Source organism: Bifidobacterium boum, assembly GCF_000741535.1.
In the GTDB taxonomy this organism is placed as follows: domain Bacteria; phylum Actinomycetota; class Actinomycetes; order Actinomycetales; family Bifidobacteriaceae; genus Bifidobacterium; species Bifidobacterium boum.
Map to the genome: position 1 here is coordinate 1 of NZ_JGYQ01000006.1, position 24897 is coordinate 24897.

Consider the following 24897-nt stretch of genomic DNA (forward strand, 5'->3'; position numbering starts at 1 on the left):
AAACACCCACACCACACCCAACAAACACAACCAACCCCAACAACAACGGCAAAGAACGCAACAATCGAATCTTGCGGTCCTATGATGGTTCCATCAAGCACCGCAAACGCGGAACCGCTACGACGCGGATGGAAAGGGGAACTAACATGACCCAATACCGTTTCTGGCATCACACTCCTCACGTAGGCGGCCAACCCCGCACTCTTCGCGACGCCATGTACGGTGAAGCCATCGGGGATGCGCTTGGCGTCCCCTACGAATTCAACGCCCGTGACACCTTCACTTGCACCGGTATGGCATGGAGGCCATCGAACGGACACAACGGTGCCGACGACGGAGTCGGAACCTGGCACCAGCCGGTGGGCACATGGAGCGACGACACCGGCATGGCTCTGGCGACATGCGATTCCCTACGCAAGCTCGGTCGAGTAGACACTGACGACATGCATCGCGCATTCATTCGCTGGCGAGACAGCATCGATTACAACGCGGACACGCGATTCGATATCGGCAGAACAACAGCGGAAGCACTGGAACAAGGGCAAGGACTCAGCGGCGAGCGCGACAATGGCAACGGCTCGCTCATGCGCATCATTCCCCTGGCATTCACGGACGCCAGCGATGATGAAATCCGCGCGGTCAGTGCGATTACCCATGCTCATCGGATGAGTTGCGAAGCGTGCGTCACATACGTGCGGTATGCACGGCTGTTGCGGGATGGGGCTTCGCCGCTTGAGGCGTTGCACGACGAGCGGATCGCACATGGTCTGAGAGGGGTCGCGTCAAGCACTACCGCGGGAATACCGGTTGATGATTTGACGATTATTCCCCAGTTGGATCGCATAGATGTGGCATCCAGCGGATTCGTTATCGACACCCTGGTCGCGGCAATCTGGTGTTTGACCGACACGACCGGATATTCGGATTGCGTACTCGAAGCGGTCAATCTGGGAGAAGACACCGACACTACTGCCGCGGTCGCAGGTGGCCTTGCCGGCATCGTCTACGGGATGGACGCGATACCAGACGAGTGGTTGCGCCTGCTGCGCGGCAAGGATGTAATCGACCGTTGCATCGATTTTCGAGAAAACGAATGAACGGTGCGGATCAGGTCGCCGCACCAGCTGCGAGATGTCCGGAATATCGCCGATATCCCGGACATCTCGCGTATCTCGAATACGCACTTCCTATCTTCGTTACATCTCTTCAAGTTGCCGCGAAGACAGGATGACCACATCCCGACGTTGCCTCGCGATGATTCGCCGATCTTCCAAGTATCGAAACTTACGCGACAGTGTTTCCGGTGTGGTGCCCAGAAATGATGCAAGTTCCTTCATCGTCATCGGTATCCGGACACGCTGCGAACCACCGGCGCTTTTCGACAGGTCCAGCAGATACGACGCGAGACGTTCCTCGACTCGTCCCATCGTGAGAAACTGCGTCTGCTCTTCCACCTTCGCCATTTTGCCGGCGATGGTGGAAAGCAGTCGGACACTCAGCTGCGGATGCGCGTCCAGCAGACGCATAAAATCCCGGCGCAGCAGGACACACACCATGGTATCGGTGAGCGCTTGCCCGTACAGGCTCTGATTGTTCGCACCGAACAGCTGGCTCTCACCTTCGTAGCCGCCTGGTTCAATCACTCTTAACAGTTGTTCACGACCATTGGAGGCGATCCGATAGACCTTCATACTGCCCCTGGCTACGATACTCAATTGCGGATCGGAATGCGGAGAGAACACGATATCGCCCTTATGAAAAGTGCGGAATCTGGTACTCCGTTGAATGTTCAACTGGTCTTCACCACTGAGGTCCTGAAACAGCGGGACCAGTTGCACACACAAGTCATGCGGCATGATATCGTCTCCTTCCGTCATCGTGTGGGGCACCATCACGCAATCGTCGTCGCGAATCGGCGGAGAAACCCCGACACCGGATCATTCTCGTGAGTCCGCTCGCTCAGGACCGATTACTGTACACGTCTTTCGTCCGTGGATTCGTACATGCGATGCGCTTCCTCGAGCATACGATACGTTGCCGCAAGCGTGGAGCAAGCATCATCTGGAATCGTGTAGCCATTGGTGAGACTCCTGATTCGTGCGAGCTCCTCGCCGATCTGGGGCTGCGCACCATCCGCCAACGCGACCCGGTCCCGAATGGTTTCGTAACGCTTGCGTATTTCGAACACTTCGGGATGATGCGTTCCATGTGCGCGCGTGATGGCGAGCGTACCCAAGTCAAGTTGCTCTGCATGATCTGTGAGATAGTCAGTGAATGCTGTCATGACTGTCCTTTCAAGTGGTTGAATTCATCAGTTCCGTGTGATTCATCCGATGACGATGATGTGCTTGCGTAGGGGCGCGGCAACATCGAGCACCATACGTTTGTCAGTTATCACCGTTGCACTGCGGTTCGAGTGGAAAGCACAGGGTATCCGATCTTTTCGATAGCGTTTGCAACGGTTTGCGCATCGGTGAGATCTTCGTCAAACCGGAACGTCACTTTGCTGTTCGCAAACGAGACGCGCACAGTATCCTGGTCAACTCCCGGCACATTGCGTGCGGCAGCTTCGATCTTGAGCATGCACGACGGGCAGGTGAGCGTATCCAGTTTCAGTGTTGCGGTGTTCATCTTGGTATCTCCTTTCATGCCGGTGGTGTTCACCGGCCGGTATCCCCGGCTGGCAGCCGGGACCATTGGCTATGCCACCACGGTATCGATAACGGACTGTGGCTGTCCTTGATAGGCATCAAGTTTTCTGATATTCCAGTGACGGGTTCCATGATTTCTGCCAGTCCGGTAACGCAGCAGTCGCATGCCGTTGAGAATGACCGCCAGTACACTCGCCTCGTGGACGAACATGCCCACGGCCATGGTGAGCCACGTGGTGAGCACCAGCCCGGACAGCAATAGCGCTACCGTACCCACTGCAATCGCAATGTTCTCGCGCATGTTGCGTACCGTATGCTTCGCCAGGCCGTACGCATGCGGCAGACGCGAGAAGTCGGAATCAGCGAGGACCACATCCGAGGTGTCAATAGCCACGTCGGCGCCATTTCCCATAGCGATGCCCACGTCCGCGAGCGCGAGAGACGGGCTGTCATTGATGCCGTCGCCGACAAACACCACACGGTGCCCATCGTCGCGCAAACCGGAAATGACCGCAGCCTTCTCATCGGGCAGCAAGCCACCGATTGCGCGGTCGAAACCGAGTTTCGCCGTCATGAGATCGACAGCACGTTGGTTGTCTCCTGAAAGCAACACGATGGTTTTCGCGCCGAGACGACGCAGCCGTGCGATGTCTTCCGCCACGCCTGGGCGCAGACGATCGCGGATCCCAAGCAGTAGACGGATACTGCCATCGACGGCCACAGCCACAAGCGAATCCCCCTGCATTTCAAGCTCACTGGCATCCTCACGCATACTGGAAGTGAGTGCTATGCCATCGGCTTCCAGAAAGCGCGGACTGCCGACGAGAATCCGATGATTGTCATGTACGGCGCTGATCCCGCCGCCTGTCACAACCGACACTTGGTCCACCTGCGGGACAGGAATATCGCCGAAATACCGCACGATGGCTTTGGCAAGCGGATGTTGAGACTGTGATTCAACCCCGACAAGGTACCGCACGACATCATCATGGGCTGGACCCGAACCAGCATCGGGAACGGAAGAATCGCGCACTGCCACGTCTTTCGTTTCCTCGAAACTGCCAATATGCGCTCCGCCAGCCCCATTTCCCGTATCGTTTGCGACTGGCGTACCGTCATCGTCGTAGCGTCTCACATCCGTCACCTGCGGCACGCCGACCGTAATCGTGCCGGTCTTGTCGAACACAAACGTGTCGGCGGAGCTCAACCGGTGCGTCACCTCGCTGCCTTTGATGAGCACGCCGTGGCGAGCACCGTTGCCGATACCCGCCATATTCGACACGGGTACGCCGATGACGAGCGCGCCGGGGCAGCCGAGCACGAGCATGGTGATCGCAAGGTCGACGCGGTGCGTTACCAGGCCAACAATAACGGCGATAATGAGCACCGCCGGCGTGTAATACGCAGCGAAGCGGTCGATAAAGCGTTCCTCCTTGGATTTGGAGTCCTGCGCGTTTTCGACGAGCTCGATGATCCTGCCGAACGTGGTATCCTCACCCACCATGTCGGCACGGATGGTCAGCATGCCATCATCGAGCAAGGTGCCGGCGGAGGCGCTCGACCCCGCGGCTTTGCCGACAGGGATAGGCTCGCCGGTAATAGCGGATTCGTTGACGAGCCCAGTGCCCGATATCACGGTTCCATCGACTGGGATGCGGTCACCGGTCGTGACCTTGACAATATCGCCGACACGCACATCATCGACGGGAACGGTTTCGAAAGTGCCATCGGCCCGTCGGACCGCTGCCGATTGCGGCGCCATATCGGTCAGAGCGTTGATTGCCGAGCGCGTCTGGTTCAACGTGTATCGCTCGATCTGCCCGCCGACGAGGAACAGGAATGTGACAATAGCTGATTCGTCCCAACTACCGATGAGGAATGCGCCGAACACGGCGATGCTCACGAGCACGTCAATGGACATGACCCGGACGCGCAGTGCCTGCACCGCCTGGACGAGAATGGGCAGCACGCCGATAATCGATGCGGCGATGAACGCCGCGGCATAGGCCGGCTGCGAGTGTAGGGCGAAGCGCGCGACCAGGCCGGCGGCGATAAGCGCGCCGCTGATGATGGTGAGCTGCGGCTTGTGACGCAGGATGAAGCTCTGCATGGGCGGGGACTCCTTTCGTGGTGTCTGTCGCGATGTCTGATGGTGCCCAAGATACGGGCGACGCGCCGGGAAAACATTGACCGCCGTCAAGTTCGGGGAATTCCTTCGGGATGTTTTTTGGAGGTGGCGGGGCGAGACGGGCGGGTGGAATGATGCGACGGCAGAAGACAGGCCATAGGAAGCGTTCGGGCGCCCTTTCGCGTCGGAAGTCTCTACCACCGCCTATGCAGACACCCGCGCGAGTCCGTTGACAAAAGAGCAAAACCGCATGATTCCGCGGTTTTCTGGCATCCGCCATGTGTTCGATACACGTGCGAAAACCTATCTGCCGATTTGTGGGCCCCGCGGCGCGAGACGCCGACGCAATTGCAACGCTTTTGGCCCGTATACTCGCCCCACCCCCGGAAAAGGACCCCACGAACCGCGAAATACACCCCAGGGGCCGTATCGAACACCCGGTGATGCGGCTATGCGCCCACGCCCCTTGCCTAGCGGGACCTATCATGTATGACAATGACTACGCACGGCACCCAATGAACGAAGGAACACCCATGAAGGCAGGAAACATCACCGGCTACTGGCCGCCCTGCGCTGACGAAACGGCACGCACGCACGGGTACCGCCCAGTCAGCGAATGCGATGCCGCCATCGCTGCGGGCGCCGCCGGCCCCTGTCACAGCGGCGAAAGCGGGCTTGTGGACTACGGAATCGTGGAGTGGGGCGACGACGACATCGTGTCGATTAACGGAAAGCGCACGCTGTCGGGGTATGTCTTCATGCTCGAGGACGCGATTTTCGGCTGCCCCAGGCTGCACCTGTGGAAAAGCGACGTGTCGGTGCAGCAGGGCGCGGATACGACAGTCGACGGCGTGTGGGGGTTGGAGATCGACCCCGAGAGGACAGAGATCATCCCCTATCGATCGATCAGCTCTATACGCGAGGATGTGCGCAGCCGCAACCTGATTCTCACCCTCGACGACGGTACCGAGCGCCCTTTCCCCGTGACACCGTTTCCCTTCCTCTCGGGCCGTGCCAAGCGCCGTCATCAGTGCGCGGAGGAACTCGCCAAGCTCATCAACCAGCACCGGTAACCGCCGATGACGGGCGCGTCGACCGCTGCCGGGGCACTCGACGCGCCCGTGCAGTGCAGATACGCCATTGGCTGTTTCCGGGTCTGCACGACACTCGCTTTACGGCGATTTTCCCTTCTCGCGTTCCCCAACGTAACATGCCCCGTGTCTGCTTTTTGGAAAAAGTGTTGTAATCGACACTTTTTTCCGGAAATAAATGTCGATGTTGACACTTTTTCGAGTTTCTACGAATTCCTCCACCGTGTTCCGCAACCAGCTGGTTGCACCATGTCTGCCGTACAAGACAGTCAACAAGATATAGGCGGCGCGATTGCGGCCGCAGGTGTGACGATATAATCGGGTGTCGCTGCGGTCGCCGAACAGGAAGGATGAACACCATGGGGTTGTGGAGCGTGATTCGGTCATTGCTCGGACTGGATACGCCGCCAGCACCCAGAGCGGGCATGCCGACACGCGCCACGGCAGCGGCTCTAACATCAACCGTCAAACCCGCGCGACGGCAACCTGCGGCATACGGAACGCGAGCGCATACAGCCCGCAATCATGCGGCACCAAGCAGAGCCGCAGCACCGTCCAAAGCATCCGCGCTTCGCAGCAAACCCACGCCCGCCCCGCTCCTGCCGCAGCATGACATCGATGCGGCACGCACCATCATCGGGCCCATCGAGAAGCACGATCTGAGCGATGAGCAAATCAGCGCCATTGCCGGAGCAGAGCACAACACGCTCGTCCTCGCGGGAGCCGGAACCGGTAAAACCACGGTCATCGCCGGCTATGTCGCTTGGCTGCTAGCTACCGGGAAAGCCCGGCCCGACGACATCCTCGTGCTCTCATTCACCCGCAAATCCGCGGACGACATGTCCGCACGCATCCGCCAAGCCACCGGCAGCACGGTACACGCCAGCACGTTCCACAGTCTCGGCCTCGAAATCTGCACAGCATCACGCCTCGGCAAACCCGTGGTATTGACCGACGCCGAAGCGGAACGCAACATCTTCCAACCCATTTTCGGTCGGATGCTACGCGAACCGGAACGCTACCCAGCACTCCTCGCACTGCTCCCCGACTACTTGCGCTCACGCATCCGTGAAGCCGCGCAACAATCCCGGCAGCAGGCTCAACAGGCCCGACACAGCCAGTACACTCGCGCCCAAGAGACCGCCGACACCAAACCGTTCATCGACAAGCTGTCCGCCACCGCGAAAACCGTTATCACGCATATGCGCGCGCAAAACCTTGATATTGAAGCGTTGCGCCGGCTCAACGAGCAACGCGGCGGCAAACATACCGGCCGTAATCGGATGCTCCTTGACCTGCTTGATCCTGTCTATCGCGCGTATATGAGCTACCTGCGCGATCACCGGTGTATCGACTTTGCCGGCATGATCACCGGTGCGACCGACGCCATCCGTTCGGGCGATTACCGGCATGGCTACAAGTATGTGCTGATTGACGAGTATCAGGATATGTCTTTGCCACGCTACCGGCTGGTTCGGGCGTTGCGCGAACAACGGGATTTTTCCCTGTTCTGTGTGGGCGATGATTGGCAGTCGATTTATCGTTTCGCCGGCAGTGACATCCGCCTGATTCTTGATTTTGCCAACGTTTGGGGTGATTGGGGTCCGACCACGTTGCGCGAGCTGACCGTCACCAGGCGTTTCGGTCCTAGCCTGATTGATGCGAGCGGCGAGTTCATCATGCGTGACACGAGTCTCTATCACAAGCAGTTGCGAAGTACAGCGACAGCCACCGACCACAGTCTCAAAGTGCTCGGCGGTCATGGAACGCAAGCGGTCTACGATGCGCTGGTCAAGCAATTGCGGGCGTTACGGGGGAAAGCCCCGAGCGTCCTGCTGTTGGGACGGTACAACAGCGATATCATGCCGATCAAACGGGCGGATAGCGCTCACGGATTGTTCCGGTTCAATGATGACGGCACGATCGTGTTCCGCGAAAAACCAGGGATGACGATTGAGTTCATGACCGTGCATAAGTCCAAGGGGTTGCAACGCGACTATGTTTTCCTGCTGTGCTGCACGGGAGGGATGAAAGGGTTCCCCAGTACGATTCCGCCCGAGCCGTTGATCGGCCTGCTGCTGCCGGAGGCTGAGCGGATGCCGGACGCTGAGGAGCGTCGCTTGTTCTATGTGGCGATGACCCGGTGCAGGAAAAAAGTGTTTTTCATGGTTGACACCGACCGGCCGTCACGCTTCATCTACGAACTGCACAAGTCACGGCCCAATATTTTCCGCGGAGTGCCTTTGCCGGAGCAATGCCCCGCTTGTGGGGAGGCGCTTGTCACGCGCATGGCGAACGGGGATCCGGATCGCACGTTCACGGCGTGCACCGGATATCCGCAGTGTCGGTTTACGCGTGACGGCGCCGGCAAACGCAGCCGTTGATAGCGCGGCCGTCTGTTAATGCTTGAACGCCGGCAGCGCGCTGACGGCGTTCAAGCGCGCAACAGGAAGAAATACACGACCGCAACAAGGAAGCCGCCGACTAGTCCACCCAGATGCGCCCACAAGTTCACTTCCTTATTGGACAGTCCCGGTGCGATGCACAAAGCCACGTTGAACAGAACCGCCTTAAAATCAAGCATCGAACTCAATCCGGGAACCAGCAGCATCGCCACATAGACGCCCAGCAAACCGCAAATCGCACCGGACGCGCCTGCGGACACCACGTAATACTGCCCACGGGACCGTTGCACGCGCCATGTCAGCAGATTGCCAGCCAGTCCGGAAACCAGGTACACCACCGCGGTGAATACTGAGCCGCTCATCAGGCTCGAACCCAAGTATCGTTCGATGACAACACCCAGATTCAGCAAGGAGAGCATGTTGCACCCCAAATGCACAATGCCGAAATGCACAAACATCGACGAGAACAGGCGCCACCATTGGCCGCGCTCAAGATCACCGACCGTCATGGCGCCGAAACGGCGGGCGACATCGATATTCATACTGCCGCCGGAAAAGGTTTCCACGATGAACACGATGACATTGATGGCGATCAGCGCGAATGTGACCGGCGCCCCAGACGCCGCAGACTGCACGATGGTATCCATGTCGGCCCTTCCTCCCGTATTGCATGCGACACCGCAATAATCCCGACTGTACCGTCGGGCAAGGTCAAGTCCGTGGACGCATGCACCACAGCAGGGTCCAGCCGATGATGCAAACCGCACAACACACGGTGAGCGCCCACGCCAACGCCCGGCGACTGGTTTCGTCGGTATCGGCGGCGCTCTCGTCAACCGTGCTCGTACCGGAGACACGCACGCCGGAGACCAGCAACCGGTGCGTGTTCACCCCGTAAGGCGTGCAGGTCATCAGGGTGACACGGTCTTCGTCGCCGGAAATCCGCAGGCCTGCCGTGTCTTCCGGTTTGATGACCTTCACCCGGTCAATCCGGTATGTCAACGATCGTCCCATCACCGCAAGGGTGAACTGGTCGCCGGCGTTCAGTTCGTCCAATCTGGTGAACATCGACGCTCTCATCAATCCACGATGGGCGGTGATCACCGCGTGGGTTTTCGCTCCGCCAACCGGCAGACTCGTACCGAACAAATGCCCGGCACCGGCGGACAGCACGTTGGACGAAGTACCGTGTCTGATAGGCAGCTGGACATTAATCTTGGGGATGCTGATCGTTCCCATCACTCCGCCGCCGACATCCAACAGCGATTCGTATTCGTCAGACATGGCGGCATTATCAGCCACGCCAAGCGTCGGCTGTCCGCCGATAGCGAGCCAGCGGTTGTACGCGTCCGCATTGGCGAGCGCCCGTTCACGGGTGCGTTTGGGCCAGGCATCGACCGTTCGCCGCGTGTCCTGTGACACTGACACGAAATACCCGGCAGACCAGTATTTCAGCAGGGTCGGGGATATGGCGATCGCGATGGCGGACGCGATAAGAATGCCTGCGACAGCGCGTAACACCGTGACGCGTCGGGATGCCGCACTACCGCAGTCACGCGCGTGGCATGCGCGTGGCCTGAGACGGGTGCGTTGCCGGAACAGCCACATCACCGGTATGCCCCGCACGTGCAGTTCGCCCGCAGACGTTCGAGCGTACGTTCAAGCTCCCTGATCCGTCTGATTTGTTGGGCGATAAGCAGATCGCGTAAATCTTCGCCCGGCTGGCTTAACCGCACGCGTTGCGCTTGCGGCCTGACCGTATGTCCTGCGGCACTGGACGCTGATTTGCTGACGGGCGACGATACCATCGGCGAGGATCGTGCGACTGCGGCACGGCTGCTTTCCGCCGCCGAAGCGGCTTGGGCGGTGCCCGTGGTCATGTCCGCTACGACGCTGTGCGCCAATTGTGTTACAAAGATTTGCCGCCACCGGGCGACGGCTTTCTTATACGCGTTGTCTTCCGCCTCATGCTCCGGTGTGGGGCGAATGTCCATGTTGCGCCACCGGGCGATGCACCGCTCGATGCGCTTATACCCGATCAATGCGGAATCCAGTCCTGCGGCGCGGAAAATCCTTGCGGGCGACTCCCCTGCACGGTATTTTCGCACGCACTCGCGTTTGAACGCTTCCACATATCGGATCCGTCCCGAACTCACTGCGGCGACCGCCGGCAGTGATCGCAAATACCGCAGTTCCTGTGCGGTGAATTTCCTGTCCGGAAGATCAAGCCGTTGGCGGGCATGGCTAAGCTGCCGTAAAACCAGTCGGCGATGTGGCGCTGTTCGCGTCATCGTCGTCTCCTTATTCCGGGGCTGTGATGCGCCAACCGCTGCGTTCGGCGAACGGTGACGCACACCAGCCCGCTACCCTTCACGTGCATGCGTTGGCATGGTTTCGGGGCAGCATACTATCGGATAATTCCTTGAAATGCGCTCTGGGCATACAATCGCACAACAGCTGCTGTTCGATTGCATGCCCAGCATCGCATATCCGCATCACCTGATTCAGGCGCGTCGTTCCATCCTGCGGACGATGGCGAGCACGATGCCGGCCAACGCCATCAGGCCAATCGCCGCACCGGCGATTGCGAAGCTTCCGGCGGCACCGGTCAATGGCAGTTCCGTCAAGGATTTCACGTTGCGCACGCGGATAGTCCCGTTGGCATCAGCGGTGACCAGATCATATGGGTCGAGGCCGGTGTCGCTGAACGTGACTTGGGTCTTGTTATGCTCCTTGTCGTAGGTGAGCGTCACGTTGAACGCGCCGGTCACCTGCGCCGCACCATCGGCGACGCGGGTCTCGCGCACGGTGTACGTGCCGTTTTCAAGACCGGCGAACGTGACCATGCCGTTCGTGTCGACACCGACGGTGTAATCCTTGTCGGCATACTGGATGGGCTGCTCGTTATTCGCATCGTACAGCGTGAACTGTGCTCCGGTCACCGTGGATTCGTCCGCGAAGTACTTATTGAATTCGAAGGTGTTGGTGTGCACGTCCACCGGAGTGGATTTGCCGGATGCCACGCCCCCGACGGTGACTTGCGCACAGTTGCTGGCAATCTGGCTGGCCGCAGCCTGCTCGTTCACCGTCGCCTTATAGACGACATTGAACGATGTGCCGGCATCGTCTTGCATGCTTGCCAGCACGTCACGGTTGATGGTGACGGTGAACGTGGCCGGCGAACCGTCTTCCACCCCCTGTCCGGTGACCGTGGTGTCAGCGGGGCTTACCGTGTAGCTGGCGGCCGGTAGGACTTTGCTGCCGCCATCACCGTAGGTCACGGTGATGTTGGTTTTCGCGGTGTTGATGCTCAAACCTGCGCTCGCGTAATCTTCGAACACGTAGGAGAAATCGGCGGGCTTGCCGGTGGTGGACGGGACCATGCCGGTGATGTGGTAGGTCAGTTCGTCGCCCACACGGACCGTGCCGTTTTGGTCGCCGGTCACGGTTTTGCCCGGTGGATCGTCATACGCGTCGTTTTTCACGATGACGCTGCCGTTCGTATGGAAGATGCTGTGTTCCGTACCGACCAGCATGGTCAGCGAGCGCACGGATTCGGGGATGGCATCGCCGGCGGTCACGTCGACGATTGCGTACAGGCCGCCTTGCAAGCCGGTGATGGTCAGCGGGTTCTGCGTGGCCGTATGCTGTATGCCGTGATCTTTGACGTATCCGGCGAGTGCGTCGGCGAACAGGCGTGAACTGGCGGTCGCCGACCATGGGAAGGCGGTGCTTTGATCGATGGGGTTGCCGCTGACGGCTTGCGCCCACATGAGCGGATCGGTGTTCGCCGGCGCTTCCTGGCCGAGTGCCTTCTTGATGGCTGTACGTACTTCAGTGTCGGCAGCTGGTACGGTGGTCAGTTCGGCGGAATCATCGCCGTTGAACATGGCGATGGGTGCGACGGCGAACGTATGCCCGATGATGTCGCCGCGATCACCGGCCTGGATGATAATGGATTTGCCGGTTTCCGCCGCAATGGCCGGGTTTGGTGCGAGGGCGGCGGCACCGAGGCCGATGATGCCAAGCAGTGCGGTACCGGCGGCGGCAAGGGAACGGACCGGCGAGGCCCCACCCTGTTGAGACGCCGGGTGTGATGTCCTTGATGCGGCCTTGCCCCAGGCTTGCCGGAGGATACTTGCCAACGATGTCATGATGAGCTCCTTACGAGTGATGCTTGTGGATGCGTGGGTTTGGACGGCGTGTATGGCGGTGCGACAAGGGCGTTGCGACGCTTGCCCTGTCGGCGTGATATGGCGGCGGGGAGCGGCATGGTTGACGCATATCGGTATCGGTGTTGCCCATCCGTATCACCTCCGGCCAGCCGAGCGCCTCGTCTTGCGGAGAATCCATATGCCTGCCCCGGCGACCGGCAATCCTGCGGCGAAAGCCAGCCACGGTGCGGCCGCTTGCGGTCCTGAAACACCGGTCAGCGGGATCTGGTCGGCAAGCGCCGGAGTTGCGGCATTGGTGATGGTGCAAGTGACTCGCGAGCCGGGTGCAACAGTCACATCCCCGTCCGCGGACACGTCGATTGCGGTACCGTCGGCGTCGGCGCATTGCCAGGTTCCGGCCTGATACCTGTCGTAATGGTGGTATGGTTCGCCGTCGAGACGGTAATCACCATTGCGTGTTTCACCCAGCCGGTACGTGCCCGGTTCAACAGCCGTGCTTGGCAGTGATGCCGTATCAGACTGGCCCGTGGATTCAGTTGGCGCCGACGGTTTGATGCCGGTTGCCGCGTCCGCCGATGAGCCGCCAGATTCCGGCGCCGAAGCGGAACGTTGGGTCGCCGACAGCATCCAAGCGGACGGTTCGGCTCCCACGTATGCGGTGGCATGCGTGTTATCCACGGTTTTCGCCAAGGTGAGCGTGGGAACGGCGACTTGCACGACCGGACGGGCGTACGCTGCGGTCAACTCGTCGGAAACGCTCTCCTCACTGTGGTCGCCACTGACCGTGACCGTGACGGTCCGATAGTGCAGCAACGCCGAGCCTTCCGCATTCGAGAAAAACCCCGGTTTACCGGAACTCGTGTCATTACCGGGAGCATCCGTATGATCATCACCGGTATCCGGATACCCGCCGGACGCGATATAACTGCGGTACGCGGCAGCAATCGGGGTGATATCAATGGACACCAAGTACGTGGTACCCGGGTCAAGGGTCTTGCCTTCCGGGAATCGCAGGCTCAAGGAGCCCGACGCGGAGTCAAAAGCTGCGGTAAGCCCATCCACTGATGCTTGGGAACCATCCGACCGGGTTGCCGTGACCACCGGCGTAACCACAGCATCGGCGCTTGTGGCCGGCGTACCGTCATCCGCGAGCGCCACCACCCATGACGACAAGGTATCGGTGATATGCACATCCCGATACCGGACGGTGGAAGTGATGATGATGGCGATATCGTCGAACGCGTCAGACAGACTGGCCGAATCCGTGCCGGAAAAGTGGACGCCGCCGACAGCAGTCGCAAATGCGGTCATTTTCGCCTCAGCGGCTTGACCGGCACTGACCGCGAACAGCTCCGTACCGTTCGGACGCCGGTTCGCCTCGTCGACAGCAGCGTTGAAGCACCGGTCATCCGGGTCGGTTGTGCCGTTACCATACGCCTGATATTGGTCAAGCCAATCCTCATCATGGCCCATCGATGATTGGCGGAATGTCGGCAAACCGTCCGACAGCATGACGATATACCGCCGTTCAGCCGAACTGCCGGCCAACAGCGTATTCGCCGCATATAAACCAGCCTCCCAGTTAGTGCCGCCGCCGGTCGATGTTGAAGCATCCAGTCCCTTCAACGCCGTGGACAATGCGGAAGCATCCGTCGTCCACTGGTTGCCGCCAATCGGGACAACGCTCGCAGCGGTATCGAAATCAACCAGCGCAAGCCGCACTGAAGTCGTCTGCCCCGACATTGATGACGATGATGCGAGCAGTGTCTGCGCCAAATCGCTCGCAGCCTGCGTCACCACCTGCCACCTGGTCAGGCACGTGTTCGGCCAGTGGCACGTCGGATCCTCGCGCTCGCTCATACTGCCGGAGGAATCCAACAGCAACACCACATCCGCGCTGGACTGTTCAACCGTGCCGCCGGACTGCTCGGCACCGGTCACGCTCAGCGTGAGACGATACCGCTCGTCATCGAGCCGTTCAACGGTTTTCGTATGCTCCGGTTCCGGCAGCTGTACCGGATCTCGGGCGGATTGTTGAACGGATATCGCCGTCGTTGTGGGAATATCAGGCGGCGATGCGCTCGGCTGCATATCCGCATGCGATGCCGTCACGCGTACCGACGCCGTGCCGACCATCGCGATAGCGATGGCGCATACCGTCACCACACGCATGATGATGCATCGATTCTTGCGACACCCACTATGGTGTCCACCGCTATACCGCCGTGACATCCCGGCCCCTCGCTTTCGTCAAGGCGGAGCTTGCGCGCAAGACCGCCCGTTGCAGTAGTCGATAGCGGCATCGTAAAATCAACCAGCCTGGGGGCGAAACCCCCATCATCACCCCGAAATGCTTGATATGACGCGACGTTCCCCCGTTATTCGCGTGCCATCATGAATCACGCACCATTGCGGCACTCCCCTACCACCCTTCCCGCACGCATATTATTCCCCGTCGCTCCCCCATACGCTGTCACTCCCCCATACGGCAGACGTGTTGATGCGTCACGGCAACGCATACGAATGCCGCGGCCCGGCGGCAAGGAGATTGGCGCTCAACCGTCGGCGTGAACTGAGAAACCGGATTCCCCCGCTGTTGGCGTCAATGAATCGATGGTGACATGCTCGACACGGCTCCAACGTGGGCCCGCTTCCACCGCACGTTCGAAGCGTTCCAGGTCAATCCCCTCACCTTGTGCCTCAAGCTCAACCGAACCGTCACGACGATTGCGCACCCAACCGGTCAGCCCATACCGGCGTGCCGCCATCACGGTGAAATAGCGGAATCCCACGCCCTGCACTATGCCGGTTACCAGCATGTGCACGCGTTGTGGCGATGATACGCCCGTCTGCGGTGTCATTTCGGCCGATCCCAGATCAGATGAATGCGCGCGGACCGAAAATCGCAGTCCCCACACGCACGATGGTCGAACCTTCGGCGATGGCAAGCGCCATATCGTGTGTCATGCCCATCGACAACTCATGGCAATGTGCGGTTCCCGGTTCACCGGACGCGAGAATCCGGTCCCGCGTTTCCCGCAAGTGGGTGAAGCCGCGACGGATGGTCGTCTCATCGTCGACATGCGCGCCAATAGTCATCAGGCCTTGCAAATCAAGACCTTCAATCGTACCGATCTGGCAGGCGAGCTCGACCGCCTGCGCCGGTTCGCACCCGGATTTTGATATTTCACCGGATTCGTTGACTTCCAGCAGCACGCCGGCGGTGATGCCGCGGGCGAGCGCACGACGGGCGATTTTCTGCGCGAGATCAAGGGAATCAACCGATTCGATGGTATCGACCACCGGCAGTACTTTGCTGATTTTATTGCTTTGCAACTGTCCGATGAGATGGAAGGGAATATGCTGCTCCGGGTCGCTTCCCTCACTGGCGGCCACCCCTAGCGAGAAGCCACGCCGGGCACACTGTCGTGCCAGTCCTTCGGCTTTGGCGATGACTTCCTGCGGGCGATTCTCTCCGATCATGTGCACACCGGCGTCGATGGCGGCCATGATTTCGCCGATATCACGCGTTTTGGTAGCGGCAAGCAGTCTAACCGATCCCGGTTCCCTGCCGGCCTCGGCTTCAGCTTGGGCGATACCGTCAAGCACACGATGCACCCCATCCGTGATCTGCTGGGCGCGATTCGCGTCAATCGTTTCATTCGCCAGATCCTTGTGATCCATATACGCTGTCATGCCATGCCTCACATCCGCTCTTGGGCGCCGCCGGCCCGCGGGTTGTCTTGTGTTCCCGTCTTCATCGTAGTAGGTCTCGTGTATCGCAACGATGGTCGTCCCGATGCTCGGCGACAGTGTTCCACGTGAAACCATCGAGCAGGTCGCACGGACGACACGGCGTGGGCTGCGCCTGCAATCCCAGCATCCATGCGCAATACCCGACAACACGTTCAGGGCCCACTCCCGCTTCGCGCAGCACCCCCAGGTCAAGGGCACGGTCACGTTTCGCCAAGCGCTTACCTGCCATATCGTCGACCAGCGGCAAATGCGCGAACTGCGGAACCATCATGGCGTGCGATTGGGATTGCGGAGACGACGCCGGCACTGTTTGCGTCAGCGCACGCCTGATCCATACCTGGATCGCTGTGGATCGCAGCAAATCACGTCCGCGAACAATCTGCGTCACACCCATATCCAGATCATCGATACTGACGGCAAGCTGATAGGCGAACAACCCATCGGAACGTCGTACGACGACATCGCCAAGTTGTCGTCCCAAATCAAAACACTGCGGACCGAAGACCATGTCATCGAAGCCGACCGCGCCCGCAGGGCTGCCGGACGGCGGAACGGCAATACGCCAGGAATGTCGGTCGCCACGAGAAAGACGGGCATGCCGCTCAGCGTCAGGCAATCGGCGACAGGTGCCCGGATACACGATGAACCCGTCGCCTTCGTTCGGCGCGGAGGCGGCACGAATATCGGCACGCGAGCAGAAACACGGGTAAAGCAGCGGCGTTTGCGTGCCTTGACAGTCCACGGCGGATTCAGACGCCGGGTTTGCGGCGTGTATGATATCGTTCAACGTCATGCCACGCAAGGCTTCAACAGCCTGCTCGTACCGGTGAAGCCGCGACGACTGGTAGACCGGTTCACCATCCCAATCCAACCCCAGCCAGCGCACATCATCCATAATCCACCGGTCGGCGTCCCGTACCACGCGCGGAGTGTCGATATCCTCAATCCGCAAAATCAGTTTTCCGCCGCGGGACCGCACGCCCAGCCAAGCGGCGAGCGCCGCATACGCATTGCCGATATGCATGCGTCCGGTCGGCGATGGCGCCAGACGCCCGATAACCGCTGAATGTTCCACGCTTGCAGTCTATCTGGCGGGCTAACCGCTGGATTGCCCCCGACAGGCCAACCACTGGTCGCTTTCTCTTCTCTAACAAGCCAACCGCTGATACAGCGCGGGGCGGGAAGCCGCATCCCCCCCCCCGATAGATTCATCGTCGATGTGCCCATCACTGCTGTCTCCACGCACATCCTGTCCGCTGTGCACCCAAGAGCCTGGCGATGTTCAGGACAATGCACCAAGCACCAGCCGCGAGATATCAGGCTTCCCTCTCAATAACTCACAACATCGAAGCAGCAACGAAAGATGTCAAGATTCCGACCTTAGGTATCCGCGCACCGGAATTGTGGAACAACGTGCCGGAAAACAAAAAACCGCAGCCATGGCTGCGGTTGAAAGTGCCCCCTCGGGGATTCGAACCCCGGACACGCTGATTAAGAGTCAGCTGCTCTAACCAACTGAGCTAAAGGGGCAAGTTGGTTAGTCGATTTCTCGAACCGAGTGATTACTATACTCGTCTCTGATTCGAACGCAACTTATCCCCCTTCTCGGCGTGTCGCATTCCCGGGAAGTGTGCCTGAGCCGCAACCGAGGCACAACCGACGCACAACCGAACCGCGACGAATCCGCGGTCGAACAACAGCCCGGCCGCCGGCGAATCTTGAAAATCGCGATGGATGCCACACAATCCGGCAACCGCCAACCTACCATCAGGCGACCAAGACTACGGTTTCCGCTACACTGACACTTGCGCCGACGTCCGGCGCATCCATCCACGAACCCTGCCGCGGGCTAATCATGTCCAAAGCCGGCAGGCGCCGACCCCCGCCTATCACGCTTGGGAGTCATGCGGCCGATGGAGGCACAGGCGCCCAGGCACGCGAATCCATTCGTTGCTTCGCGCAAGCGCGGGCAACACAAGAAAGACAAAAGACAAGAGAGAAGCAGAGCAGTGACTTACTCACTTTTCGTCAAACTAGCCGCCGAATTCGTCGGTACGGCCATCCTCATGGTGTTCGGCAACGGCTCCGTCGCCAATGTCGAACTCAAGAACACCAAAGGCCATCACGCCGGCTGGCTGAACATCGCCATGGGCTACGGCTTCGGCGTCATGTTCCCGGTACTGATGTTCGGCGCGGTCTCCGGCGCCCACATCAACCCGGCTATGACCATCGCCCAGGCGGTCAACGGCATGTTCCCATGGAACGAGGTGCTGCCGTACATCATCGCCCAGCTGCTTGGCGCAATCGTCGGCCAGCTGATCGTCTACGTCACCTACTACCCGCATTACCGTGACACCGAAGACGCCGAAGCAATCCTCGGTACCTTCTGCACCACTGATGCCGAAAACGACCGCGTGAACTACTTCCTCAACGAGTTCTTCGGCACCTTCATGCTCGTAATCGGCGCGCTGTGCTGCCTGTCCATGCCGTGGGGTCAGAAAGATCCGGCGGCCGCGTCCATCGTGGTCGGTTTCATCGTGTGGGGTCTGGTCACCTCAATGGGCGGCCCGACCGGTCCCGGCCTTAACCCCGCTCGCGATTTGATGCCGCGTCTGTTGCACCAGCTGCTGCCGATTCCGCACAAGGGCGGTTCCCGCTGGGGCGAAGCATGGATCCCTGTGGTCGCCCCGATCCTGGGCGCGATCCTCGGCGCATTCCTGTTCAAGGTGTTGTTCGCCTAATCGGCAATAAGACACGCAGCCCGGTGATGATGCAGCGGTTCATCCAGCATTATCACCGGGCTTTTGTATTGCGGCGCTGGACCCCGTTATGCCAGTTGCATCCGTGCGATTCCGGCAATAGGCGCACGATGGACTAGACTGGAATCCAATGGTTCCCGCATGGGGGACGGGGCGGACGATACAGCATCGCCCCAGCAGTAAGCGGTTTACAGCAGAAAGGTACGTATGGACGCGGATCTGGTAATCGTCGGCGCAGGCCTGTTCGGCCTGACCGTGGCGCAACAGGCGGTCGAAAAGCATGGCGCGAAGGTGGAAATCATCGACGTGCGCGATCATATCGGCGGCAACGCATACTCGTACATGGACAAAGAAACGGGCGCGGAAATCCACAAGTACGGCGCCCACCTGTTCCACACATCCAACCCGCGCGTCTGGGAATATGTTAACCGTTTCACCGAATTCACCGACTATGTCCACCGCGTCTACACCACGCACAACGGCGAAGTGTTCCCGCTGCCGATCAACCTGGGCACCATCAACCAGTTCTTCCACGCGCACTACACCCCGGCTGAAGCCAAGGCGCTTATCGCCGAACAGGCGGGCGAACTCGCCGGCACCGACCCGGCCAACCTCAACGACAAGGGCATTTCGCTCATCGGCCGTCCGCTGTATGAGGCGTTCATCAAGAACTACACGGCCAAGCAGTGGCAGACCGATCCGAGTGAACTGCCGGCAGGCATCATCAAGCGCCTGCCCGTGCGTTTCAACTATGACAACCGCTACTTCCGCGACACGTGGGAGGGTCTGCCCAAGGACGGCTACACCGCGTGGATGGAGCGCATGATCGACGACCCGCGTATCCACGTAACCCTGAACACCGATTTCTTCGACGAATCCCAGCCGCTGAACAAGAAGGCGCTTGTCGGCAAGGTGCCGGTCGTTTACACCGGTCCAGTCGACCGGTACTTCGATTACGAGCTCGGCGATCTCAAGTGGCGTACCGTCGATTTCAAGGAAGTCCGCTACGACGAGGGCGACCATTTCGGCTGCCCGGTCATGAACTTCGCGGATTCCGACGTGCCGTACACTCGCGCCATCGAATTCAAGAACTTCAACCCCGAGCGCAAGGACTCCCAGAACCCCGACAAGACGGTGGTCTGGGAGGAGTACAGCCGCTTCGCCACTCGCGAGGACGAGCCGTACTACCCGGTCAACACAGCGGAAGACAAGGCGCTGTACGAGCAGTACGCCGCGAAGGCCGCGCAGGAGCCGAAGGTCGTGTTCGGCGGACGCCTGGGCACGTACAAGTACTACGACATGCACAACGTGATCGACACCGCGCTCACCGCGTACGAGGAGCAAGTCGCCCCGCTGCTCGGATGAGACGGGACGGGTGGCTACTCTGAGAGCCGGCTGAAGACTGACTTTGGGCTGACCGAAGTCTGACCGAGTGCCTATTTGGGGCCGGCGGAGGACTGGCTGTTCCGAGCTGCTCGACTGCAACATCTGAACGCCGACATGGGATTGTTTGATTCCATGTCGGCGTTTGCGTATTGCGCCACGGTGGATACTGGGCATAGGACGTATCTCATCCCGGTGCGACTGGCCAGTCGCATCACTGGCAACTATGGCCCGCATGTGCCGGAACACCGCCCCAATCACGTCGCCGTGCAACACAGCAATCACGCCACAGACAGATACCGCCCCCCTGCCACACCACCACCGCAATGAAAAACCGTCTGCTGACGCCGAGAAATTTCTCAGCGTCAGCAGACGGTAATCAATAACGGGTAATCACGGTATCTGGCGGCCAACTCAACAATCATCTGTCGCCAGACACGCAACGCACCCAATCAGGCGTGCCACACGTCCTTGCCTGCGGCCTTCGCCGCCGCGACATCAGCATCAAGCTGCGCCTCATTGGCTTCAGACTCGCCGGTGATGAACTTCTCGACGAGCGCCTTCGCCTCGCTATCCTCATGCTGGACAGCCGGGGACTTCATGAAGTACGCGGAAGCGGACAGCACCGGGCCGGCCAGATGACGGTCGAGCGCGATCTTCGCGGCACGCAGCGCATCGATGACCACGCCAGCGGAGTTCGGGGAATCCCACACCTCGAGCTTGTACTCAAGATTCAGCGGAACATCGCCGAAGGTCGTGCCCTCAAGACGCACGAACGCGAACTTGCGGTCCTCAAGCCACGCGACATAATCGGACGGGCCGATATGCACGTTATGCGGATCCATCTCGTGAGGAACGATGGAAGTGACAGCGCGGGTCTTGGAAATCTTCTTGGATTCCAGACGCTTACGCTCAAGCATATTCATGAAGTCCATGTCGCCGCCGACGTTGAGCTGGTACGTACGGTCGAGACGCACGCCACGGTCCTCGAACAGGCGGGCGAGCACACGGTGCGTGATGGTCGCGCCGACCTGGCTCTTGATGTCGTCGCCGACAATCGGCAGACCCGCCTTGCGGAACTTGTCAGCCCACTCCGGATCAGAAGCAATGAACACCGGCAGGCAGTTCACGAACGCGCAGCCAGCATCGATGGCGGCCTGGGCATACGCCTTGTCAGCCTGCTCGGAACCGACCGGCAGGTAGCTGATAAGGATGTCGGCCTTGGTGTCGCGCAGCACCTGGGCGACATCCACCGGCTCGGCGTCGGATTCAGTGATGACCTGACGGTAGTACTCGCCAAGACCGTCACCGGTCGGGCCGCGCTGCACGGTGACACCGGAAACCGGCATATCCTTGCAGAACTGGTACGTGTTGTTCATGCTGGCGAAGATGGCTTCGTTCAGGTCCTTGCCGACCTTGGCGGCATCAACATCGAACGCCGCGACAAACTCAATGTCCTTGATCCGGTACCCGCCGAACACGTTGTGCATGATGCCGGGGATCTTCTCATCGTCCTTGGCATCCTTGTAATATTCGACGCCCTGAACGAGAGACGAGGCGCAGTTACCCACGCCAGCGATTGCCACGCGAATGCTCATTTGGACTCCTCTTAACTAAGCGTTGCGTTATTCCAAACTTCAAGCATACCGTTTCGTTTGGAGAAGCACAGTCGAAACCGGCAAGAAACATCACAAATCGACGGAACATGCAGCGACATATCATCATTGTTCAGACAGTTGAAGACCGATTGACCGGTTTATGGGATTCGTCGCCCATCGTCAATACTCACAATCCTGCCGACACCACATGAACCGACGCGCGGACAAGAACCACTACAGGCCACTACAGGATGCTTCGCCCTCCAACCGCCTCGATTTGTGTGGATTCCGATGAGAACAGCCGATTTTTCAGGTGCTCCGGCTACGGTGGCAAGCATGGCTTCACAGAAACGTAGTGCTTCATCACGCCCGCGCAGCGCACGCAGCGCATCATCCACGCGCGGCACGGGGGGCAACGCATACGATTCCCGCAGGTCTAACGAAACCTTCGGCACCGCGTCCCGCAACACCAGCGGCACGCGCGGATCACACCGCGCACACGGCTCACACAGCCGGCGCAACGCCGGCTCCACATCGCGCCGTGCCAGTGCCACACGACATAGCGGGCCGGGTACGCATCGCGCCGAAGGCCGTGGCCCCAAAACGCGAGTCAAAGGCCGTCATCGTATTCTCAAATGGTCGCTCGGCCTGATTCTCAGCTTCATCGCCATCGCCGCCGCAGGATTCGCCTACCTGTATGTCACCACGGAAATCCCGCAGCCGGAAAAAATCGCGATGGCCGCGAAAACCACCGTCTACTATGCCGACGGCACGACGCCAATCGGCAGCTACGCCGCACAAAACCGCGAAATCATCGATTGCTCAACCCTGCCGAAATATGTCGGCCAGTCCATCGTCGCCTCCGAAAACCGCACGTTCTACCAAGACAGAGGCATCGACCTACGCGGCATCGCCCGCGCTCTGGTCACCAACCTGCGTACCGGGTCAAGACAAGGCGGATCGACCATCACCCAACAGTATGCGGAACGGTATTATCTGGGTGAGACGACCACATACAAAGGCAAAATGCGCGAAGCGATCCTCGCCATCAAAATCGCGCAAACCCAGTCCAAAGACACCGTGCTATGCAACTATATGAACACGATTTACCTCGGACGAGGCGCGTACGGCATCCAAGCGGCCGCAAAAGCCTACTACAACAAAGACGCCAAAGATCTCACCGTTTCCGAAGCGGCGATGCTCGCCGGCATCATCCCCGCGCCAAGCACGTGGGATCCGGCAATCAGTCCCAAGCAGGCGACGTCACGATTCAACCGCGTCATCCGCATCATGAAAGAAGACGGTTACATCACCGCGGCGCAAGCGCAGGAGGCCGCCATGCCGCAAACCGTCGTCACCCAGACCACAGAAAACACCTATCAGGGATACAAAGGGTATCTGCTGACCATGGTCGAACAGGAGCTGGTCAATTCCAAGGCGTTCACCAAGGACGAGCTGGAAACCGGCGGATACAAGATTGTGACAACCTTCGACCAGAACACGCAGAATCAAATGCAATCCGTGGGCGACAACCGTGCGTCCGGTATGCCGGAAGGCATGCAGATCGGTGCATTGGCGGCGGATCCGCGAGACGGCAGCATCAAATCAATCTACGGCGGCAACGATTACTTGACCCACCAGCTCAACAACGCCACGCAGGCAACGTACGAGCCAGGATCGACCATGAAACCGTTCGCACTACTCGGTGCCGCACAGGCCGGCGTCAGCTTCAACACGATGTTTAACGGCAATTCACCGCAAACCTTCAAAGGCTTGGTCAGTTCGGTCGCCAATTCAGGCAACGTGAGTTACGGTTACGTAGACCTGTACAAAGCGACCGCCTACTCCGTCAACACCGCGTTCATGCGGCTCAACGAGAAGCTCACCCCGCAGAAAACCGCGGACATCGCGCATGCTGCAGGCATCACCAGCGATATCGACGGGACCTCGCCATACGATGTGCTTGGCATCAACTCGGTGACGGTCAAAGAACTCACCCAAGCGCACGCCACCATCGCCACCGGCGGGGTCAAACACACGCTGCACTGCGTATCCAAAGTACTCAGTTCTGACAGCAAAGAGCTGTATACCGCAAAAACCGGCGATGAGCGCGTGTTCGAAGAAAACGATTGTGCGCTGGTCATCAAAGCCATGGAAGGCACCGTGCAATACGGCACCGGCAAGGAAGCACGGTCAATCGGCCGGACCATCGCCGGCAAAACCGGCACCGCGAACGATGCGTACGCGGCATCCTTCGTCGGCTATACGCCGCAGCTGATCAACACGTGGGCCATGTGGTATCCGGATGCGAATGGCAATCCGCAGGAAATCGTCGATTTCAACGGGTACACCCACTCCGAATACCCGGTACACCTGTTCACCGAATTCATGAAGCAGGCGCTCAACGGAACCGAAAACATCTCGTTCCCGACAGCAACCGATGACGGCAAAGTCGGCGGACCGGACGGCACATGGGGCACAGGACGCGGCAGTAGTAGCGGCGCGAAGCGCTACTCAGGGTCCTCGTCGAGACCCAGCAGCCCATCCGCGACGGCAACAACCCCGGCAACCGGCACCGCACCTTCGACCGGAAACACGGATACGGGCAATACCGGCGCTGATACGTCCGGCGGCTCAGGCTCAGGTACCGGTGGAGCCGGCAGTAATGGCGGCAACGGTACAAGTACCGAGGGCAATGCCGGCGGCAACGGCACCACCACCGGCGGGACCAGTACCGGCAACACCACAGGCGGGACCGGCGGTCAATAATCCACTGACCCCAATCTGTGTCTGCCGACGCTCAGACCCCCGTGAGTGTCGACAGACGGTTGGATATGGTATGCCCGGAATCCCGGCATGCTGTCGGGGCGTCACTGCACGAATCGCCGTCAGTTCCCCTCAAGAACGACGTGGGCCCGGCCACCGTATTGCGACGGCGGCCGGGCCCACGT

19 protein-coding genes and 1 tRNA gene are annotated in these 24897 nt (G+C 59.8%); 6 read left to right on the forward strand and 14 right to left on the reverse strand.

Annotated features, from left to right (window positions below):
* Positions 1-146 precede the first annotated feature (146 nt).
* Positions 147-1097 carry an ADP-ribosylglycohydrolase family protein gene (locus BBOU_RS01010; RefSeq protein WP_051616868.1) on the forward strand — a complete coding sequence of 317 codons (951 nt, stop codon included), beginning with the start codon at positions 147-149 and terminating at the stop codon, positions 1095-1097.
* 99 nt (positions 1098-1196) lie between these two features.
* Here BBOU_RS01010 and BBOU_RS01015 read toward each other — a convergent pair whose 3' ends face one another.
* The 4 genes from BBOU_RS01015 to BBOU_RS01030 form a co-directional block, all read right to left on the reverse strand.
* Positions 1197-1856 carry a Crp/Fnr family transcriptional regulator gene (locus tag BBOU_RS01015; RefSeq protein WP_026503362.1) on the reverse strand — a complete coding sequence of 220 codons (660 nt, stop codon included), beginning with the start codon at positions 1854-1856 and terminating at the stop codon, positions 1197-1199.
* Positions 1857-1969: 113 nt separating this feature from the next.
* Entirely contained in the window at positions 1970-2284 is a 315-nt protein-coding gene (locus BBOU_RS01020) for a hypothetical protein (RefSeq protein WP_026503361.1), read from the reverse strand.
* Between the two features lie 110 nt (positions 2285-2394).
* The gene (locus BBOU_RS01025; RefSeq protein ID WP_026503360.1) at positions 2395-2631 is read right to left on the reverse strand and encodes a heavy-metal-associated domain-containing protein; all 237 of its coding nucleotides are present in this window, start codon (positions 2629-2631) and stop codon (positions 2395-2397) included.
* A 69-nt stretch (positions 2632-2700) separates the two neighbouring features.
* Complete coding sequence (locus BBOU_RS01030; protein ID WP_026503359.1) at positions 2701-4761, reverse strand: heavy metal translocating P-type ATPase; 2061 nt, start codon at positions 4759-4761, stop codon at positions 2701-2703.
* Between the two features lie 551 nt (positions 4762-5312).
* Between BBOU_RS01030 and BBOU_RS01035 the strand changes: the two genes are divergently transcribed.
* Together BBOU_RS01035 and BBOU_RS01040 are read left to right on the forward strand one after the other, a co-directional pair.
* Positions 5313-5852: a hypothetical protein gene (locus BBOU_RS01035; RefSeq protein WP_026503358.1), complete on the forward strand. Its 540-nt coding sequence runs from the start codon at positions 5313-5315 to the stop codon at positions 5850-5852.
* Between the two features lie 377 nt (positions 5853-6229).
* Positions 6230-8254, forward strand: coding sequence for a UvrD-helicase domain-containing protein (locus BBOU_RS01040; RefSeq protein ID WP_081815557.1), 2025 nt, complete (start codon positions 6230-6232; stop codon positions 8252-8254).
* 50 nt (positions 8255-8304) lie between these two features.
* Here BBOU_RS01040 and BBOU_RS01045 read toward each other — a convergent pair whose 3' ends face one another.
* The 9 genes from BBOU_RS01045 to BBOU_RS01105 form a co-directional block, all read right to left on the reverse strand.
* Positions 8305-8922, reverse strand: a complete 618-nt coding sequence (locus BBOU_RS01045; protein ID WP_026503357.1) for a rhomboid family intramembrane serine protease — start codon at positions 8920-8922, stop codon at positions 8305-8307.
* A 64-nt stretch (positions 8923-8986) separates the two neighbouring features.
* Positions 8987-9883 (reverse strand): class C sortase, encoded by an 897-nt coding sequence (locus tag BBOU_RS01050; protein WP_081815556.1) that lies wholly within the window; start codon positions 9881-9883, stop codon positions 8987-8989.
* Complete coding sequence (locus tag BBOU_RS01055; protein ID WP_026503356.1) at positions 9883-10566, reverse strand: hypothetical protein; 684 nt, start codon at positions 10564-10566, stop codon at positions 9883-9885. Before BBOU_RS01055 ends, BBOU_RS01050 begins: the two co-directional genes overlap by 1 nt.
* Positions 10567-10779: 213 nt before the next feature.
* Positions 10780-12429 carry an isopeptide-forming domain-containing fimbrial protein gene (locus BBOU_RS08750; RefSeq protein WP_026503355.1) on the reverse strand — a complete coding sequence of 550 codons (1650 nt, stop codon included), beginning with the start codon at positions 12427-12429 and terminating at the stop codon, positions 10780-10782.
* Positions 12430-12585: 156 nt separating this feature from the next.
* Positions 12586-14616 carry a DUF7604 domain-containing protein gene (locus BBOU_RS08755; RefSeq protein ID WP_162176995.1) on the reverse strand — a complete coding sequence of 677 codons (2031 nt, stop codon included), beginning with the start codon at positions 14614-14616 and terminating at the stop codon, positions 12586-12588.
* Positions 14617-15005: 389 nt separating this feature from the next.
* Positions 15006-15311, reverse strand: coding sequence for an acylphosphatase (locus BBOU_RS01090; protein ID WP_026503352.1), 306 nt, complete (start codon positions 15309-15311; stop codon positions 15006-15008).
* Between the two features lie 16 nt (positions 15312-15327).
* Positions 15328-16146, reverse strand: coding sequence for a YggS family pyridoxal phosphate-dependent enzyme (locus tag BBOU_RS01095; protein WP_026503351.1), 819 nt, complete (start codon positions 16144-16146; stop codon positions 15328-15330).
* Positions 16147-16207: 61 nt separating this feature from the next.
* Positions 16208-17281 carry a glutamyl-Q tRNA(Asp) synthetase gene (locus BBOU_RS01100; protein ID WP_026503350.1) on the reverse strand — a complete coding sequence of 358 codons (1074 nt, stop codon included), beginning with the start codon at positions 17279-17281 and terminating at the stop codon, positions 16208-16210.
* A gap of 381 nt (positions 17282-17662) precedes the next feature.
* A tRNA-Lys gene (locus BBOU_RS01105) sits at positions 17663-17736 on the reverse strand.
* Positions 17737-18215: 479 nt separating this feature from the next.
* Here BBOU_RS01105 and BBOU_RS01110 point away from each other — a divergent pair.
* A complete protein-coding gene (locus tag BBOU_RS01110) occupies positions 18216-18947 on the forward strand; it encodes an MIP/aquaporin family protein (RefSeq protein WP_026503349.1) in 732 nt (243 codons plus the stop codon).
* Positions 18948-19172: 225 nt separating this feature from the next.
* Entirely contained in the window at positions 19173-20330 is a 1158-nt protein-coding gene (gene glf, locus BBOU_RS01115) for a UDP-galactopyranose mutase (RefSeq protein WP_026503348.1), read from the forward strand.
* Positions 20331-20800: 470 nt separating this feature from the next.
* Here the strand turns inward: glf and BBOU_RS01120 are convergent, their stop codons facing one another.
* Positions 20801-21946: an inositol-3-phosphate synthase gene (locus BBOU_RS01120; RefSeq protein ID WP_026503347.1), complete on the reverse strand. Its 1146-nt coding sequence runs from the start codon at positions 21944-21946 to the stop codon at positions 20801-20803.
* 336 nt (positions 21947-22282) lie between these two features.
* Here BBOU_RS01120 and BBOU_RS01125 point away from each other — a divergent pair, with 336 nt between their 5' ends.
* Complete coding sequence (locus BBOU_RS01125) at positions 22283-24715, forward strand: transglycosylase domain-containing protein (protein WP_033490565.1); 2433 nt, start codon at positions 22283-22285, stop codon at positions 24713-24715.
* The last annotated feature ends 182 nt before the right edge of the window (positions 24716-24897 follow it).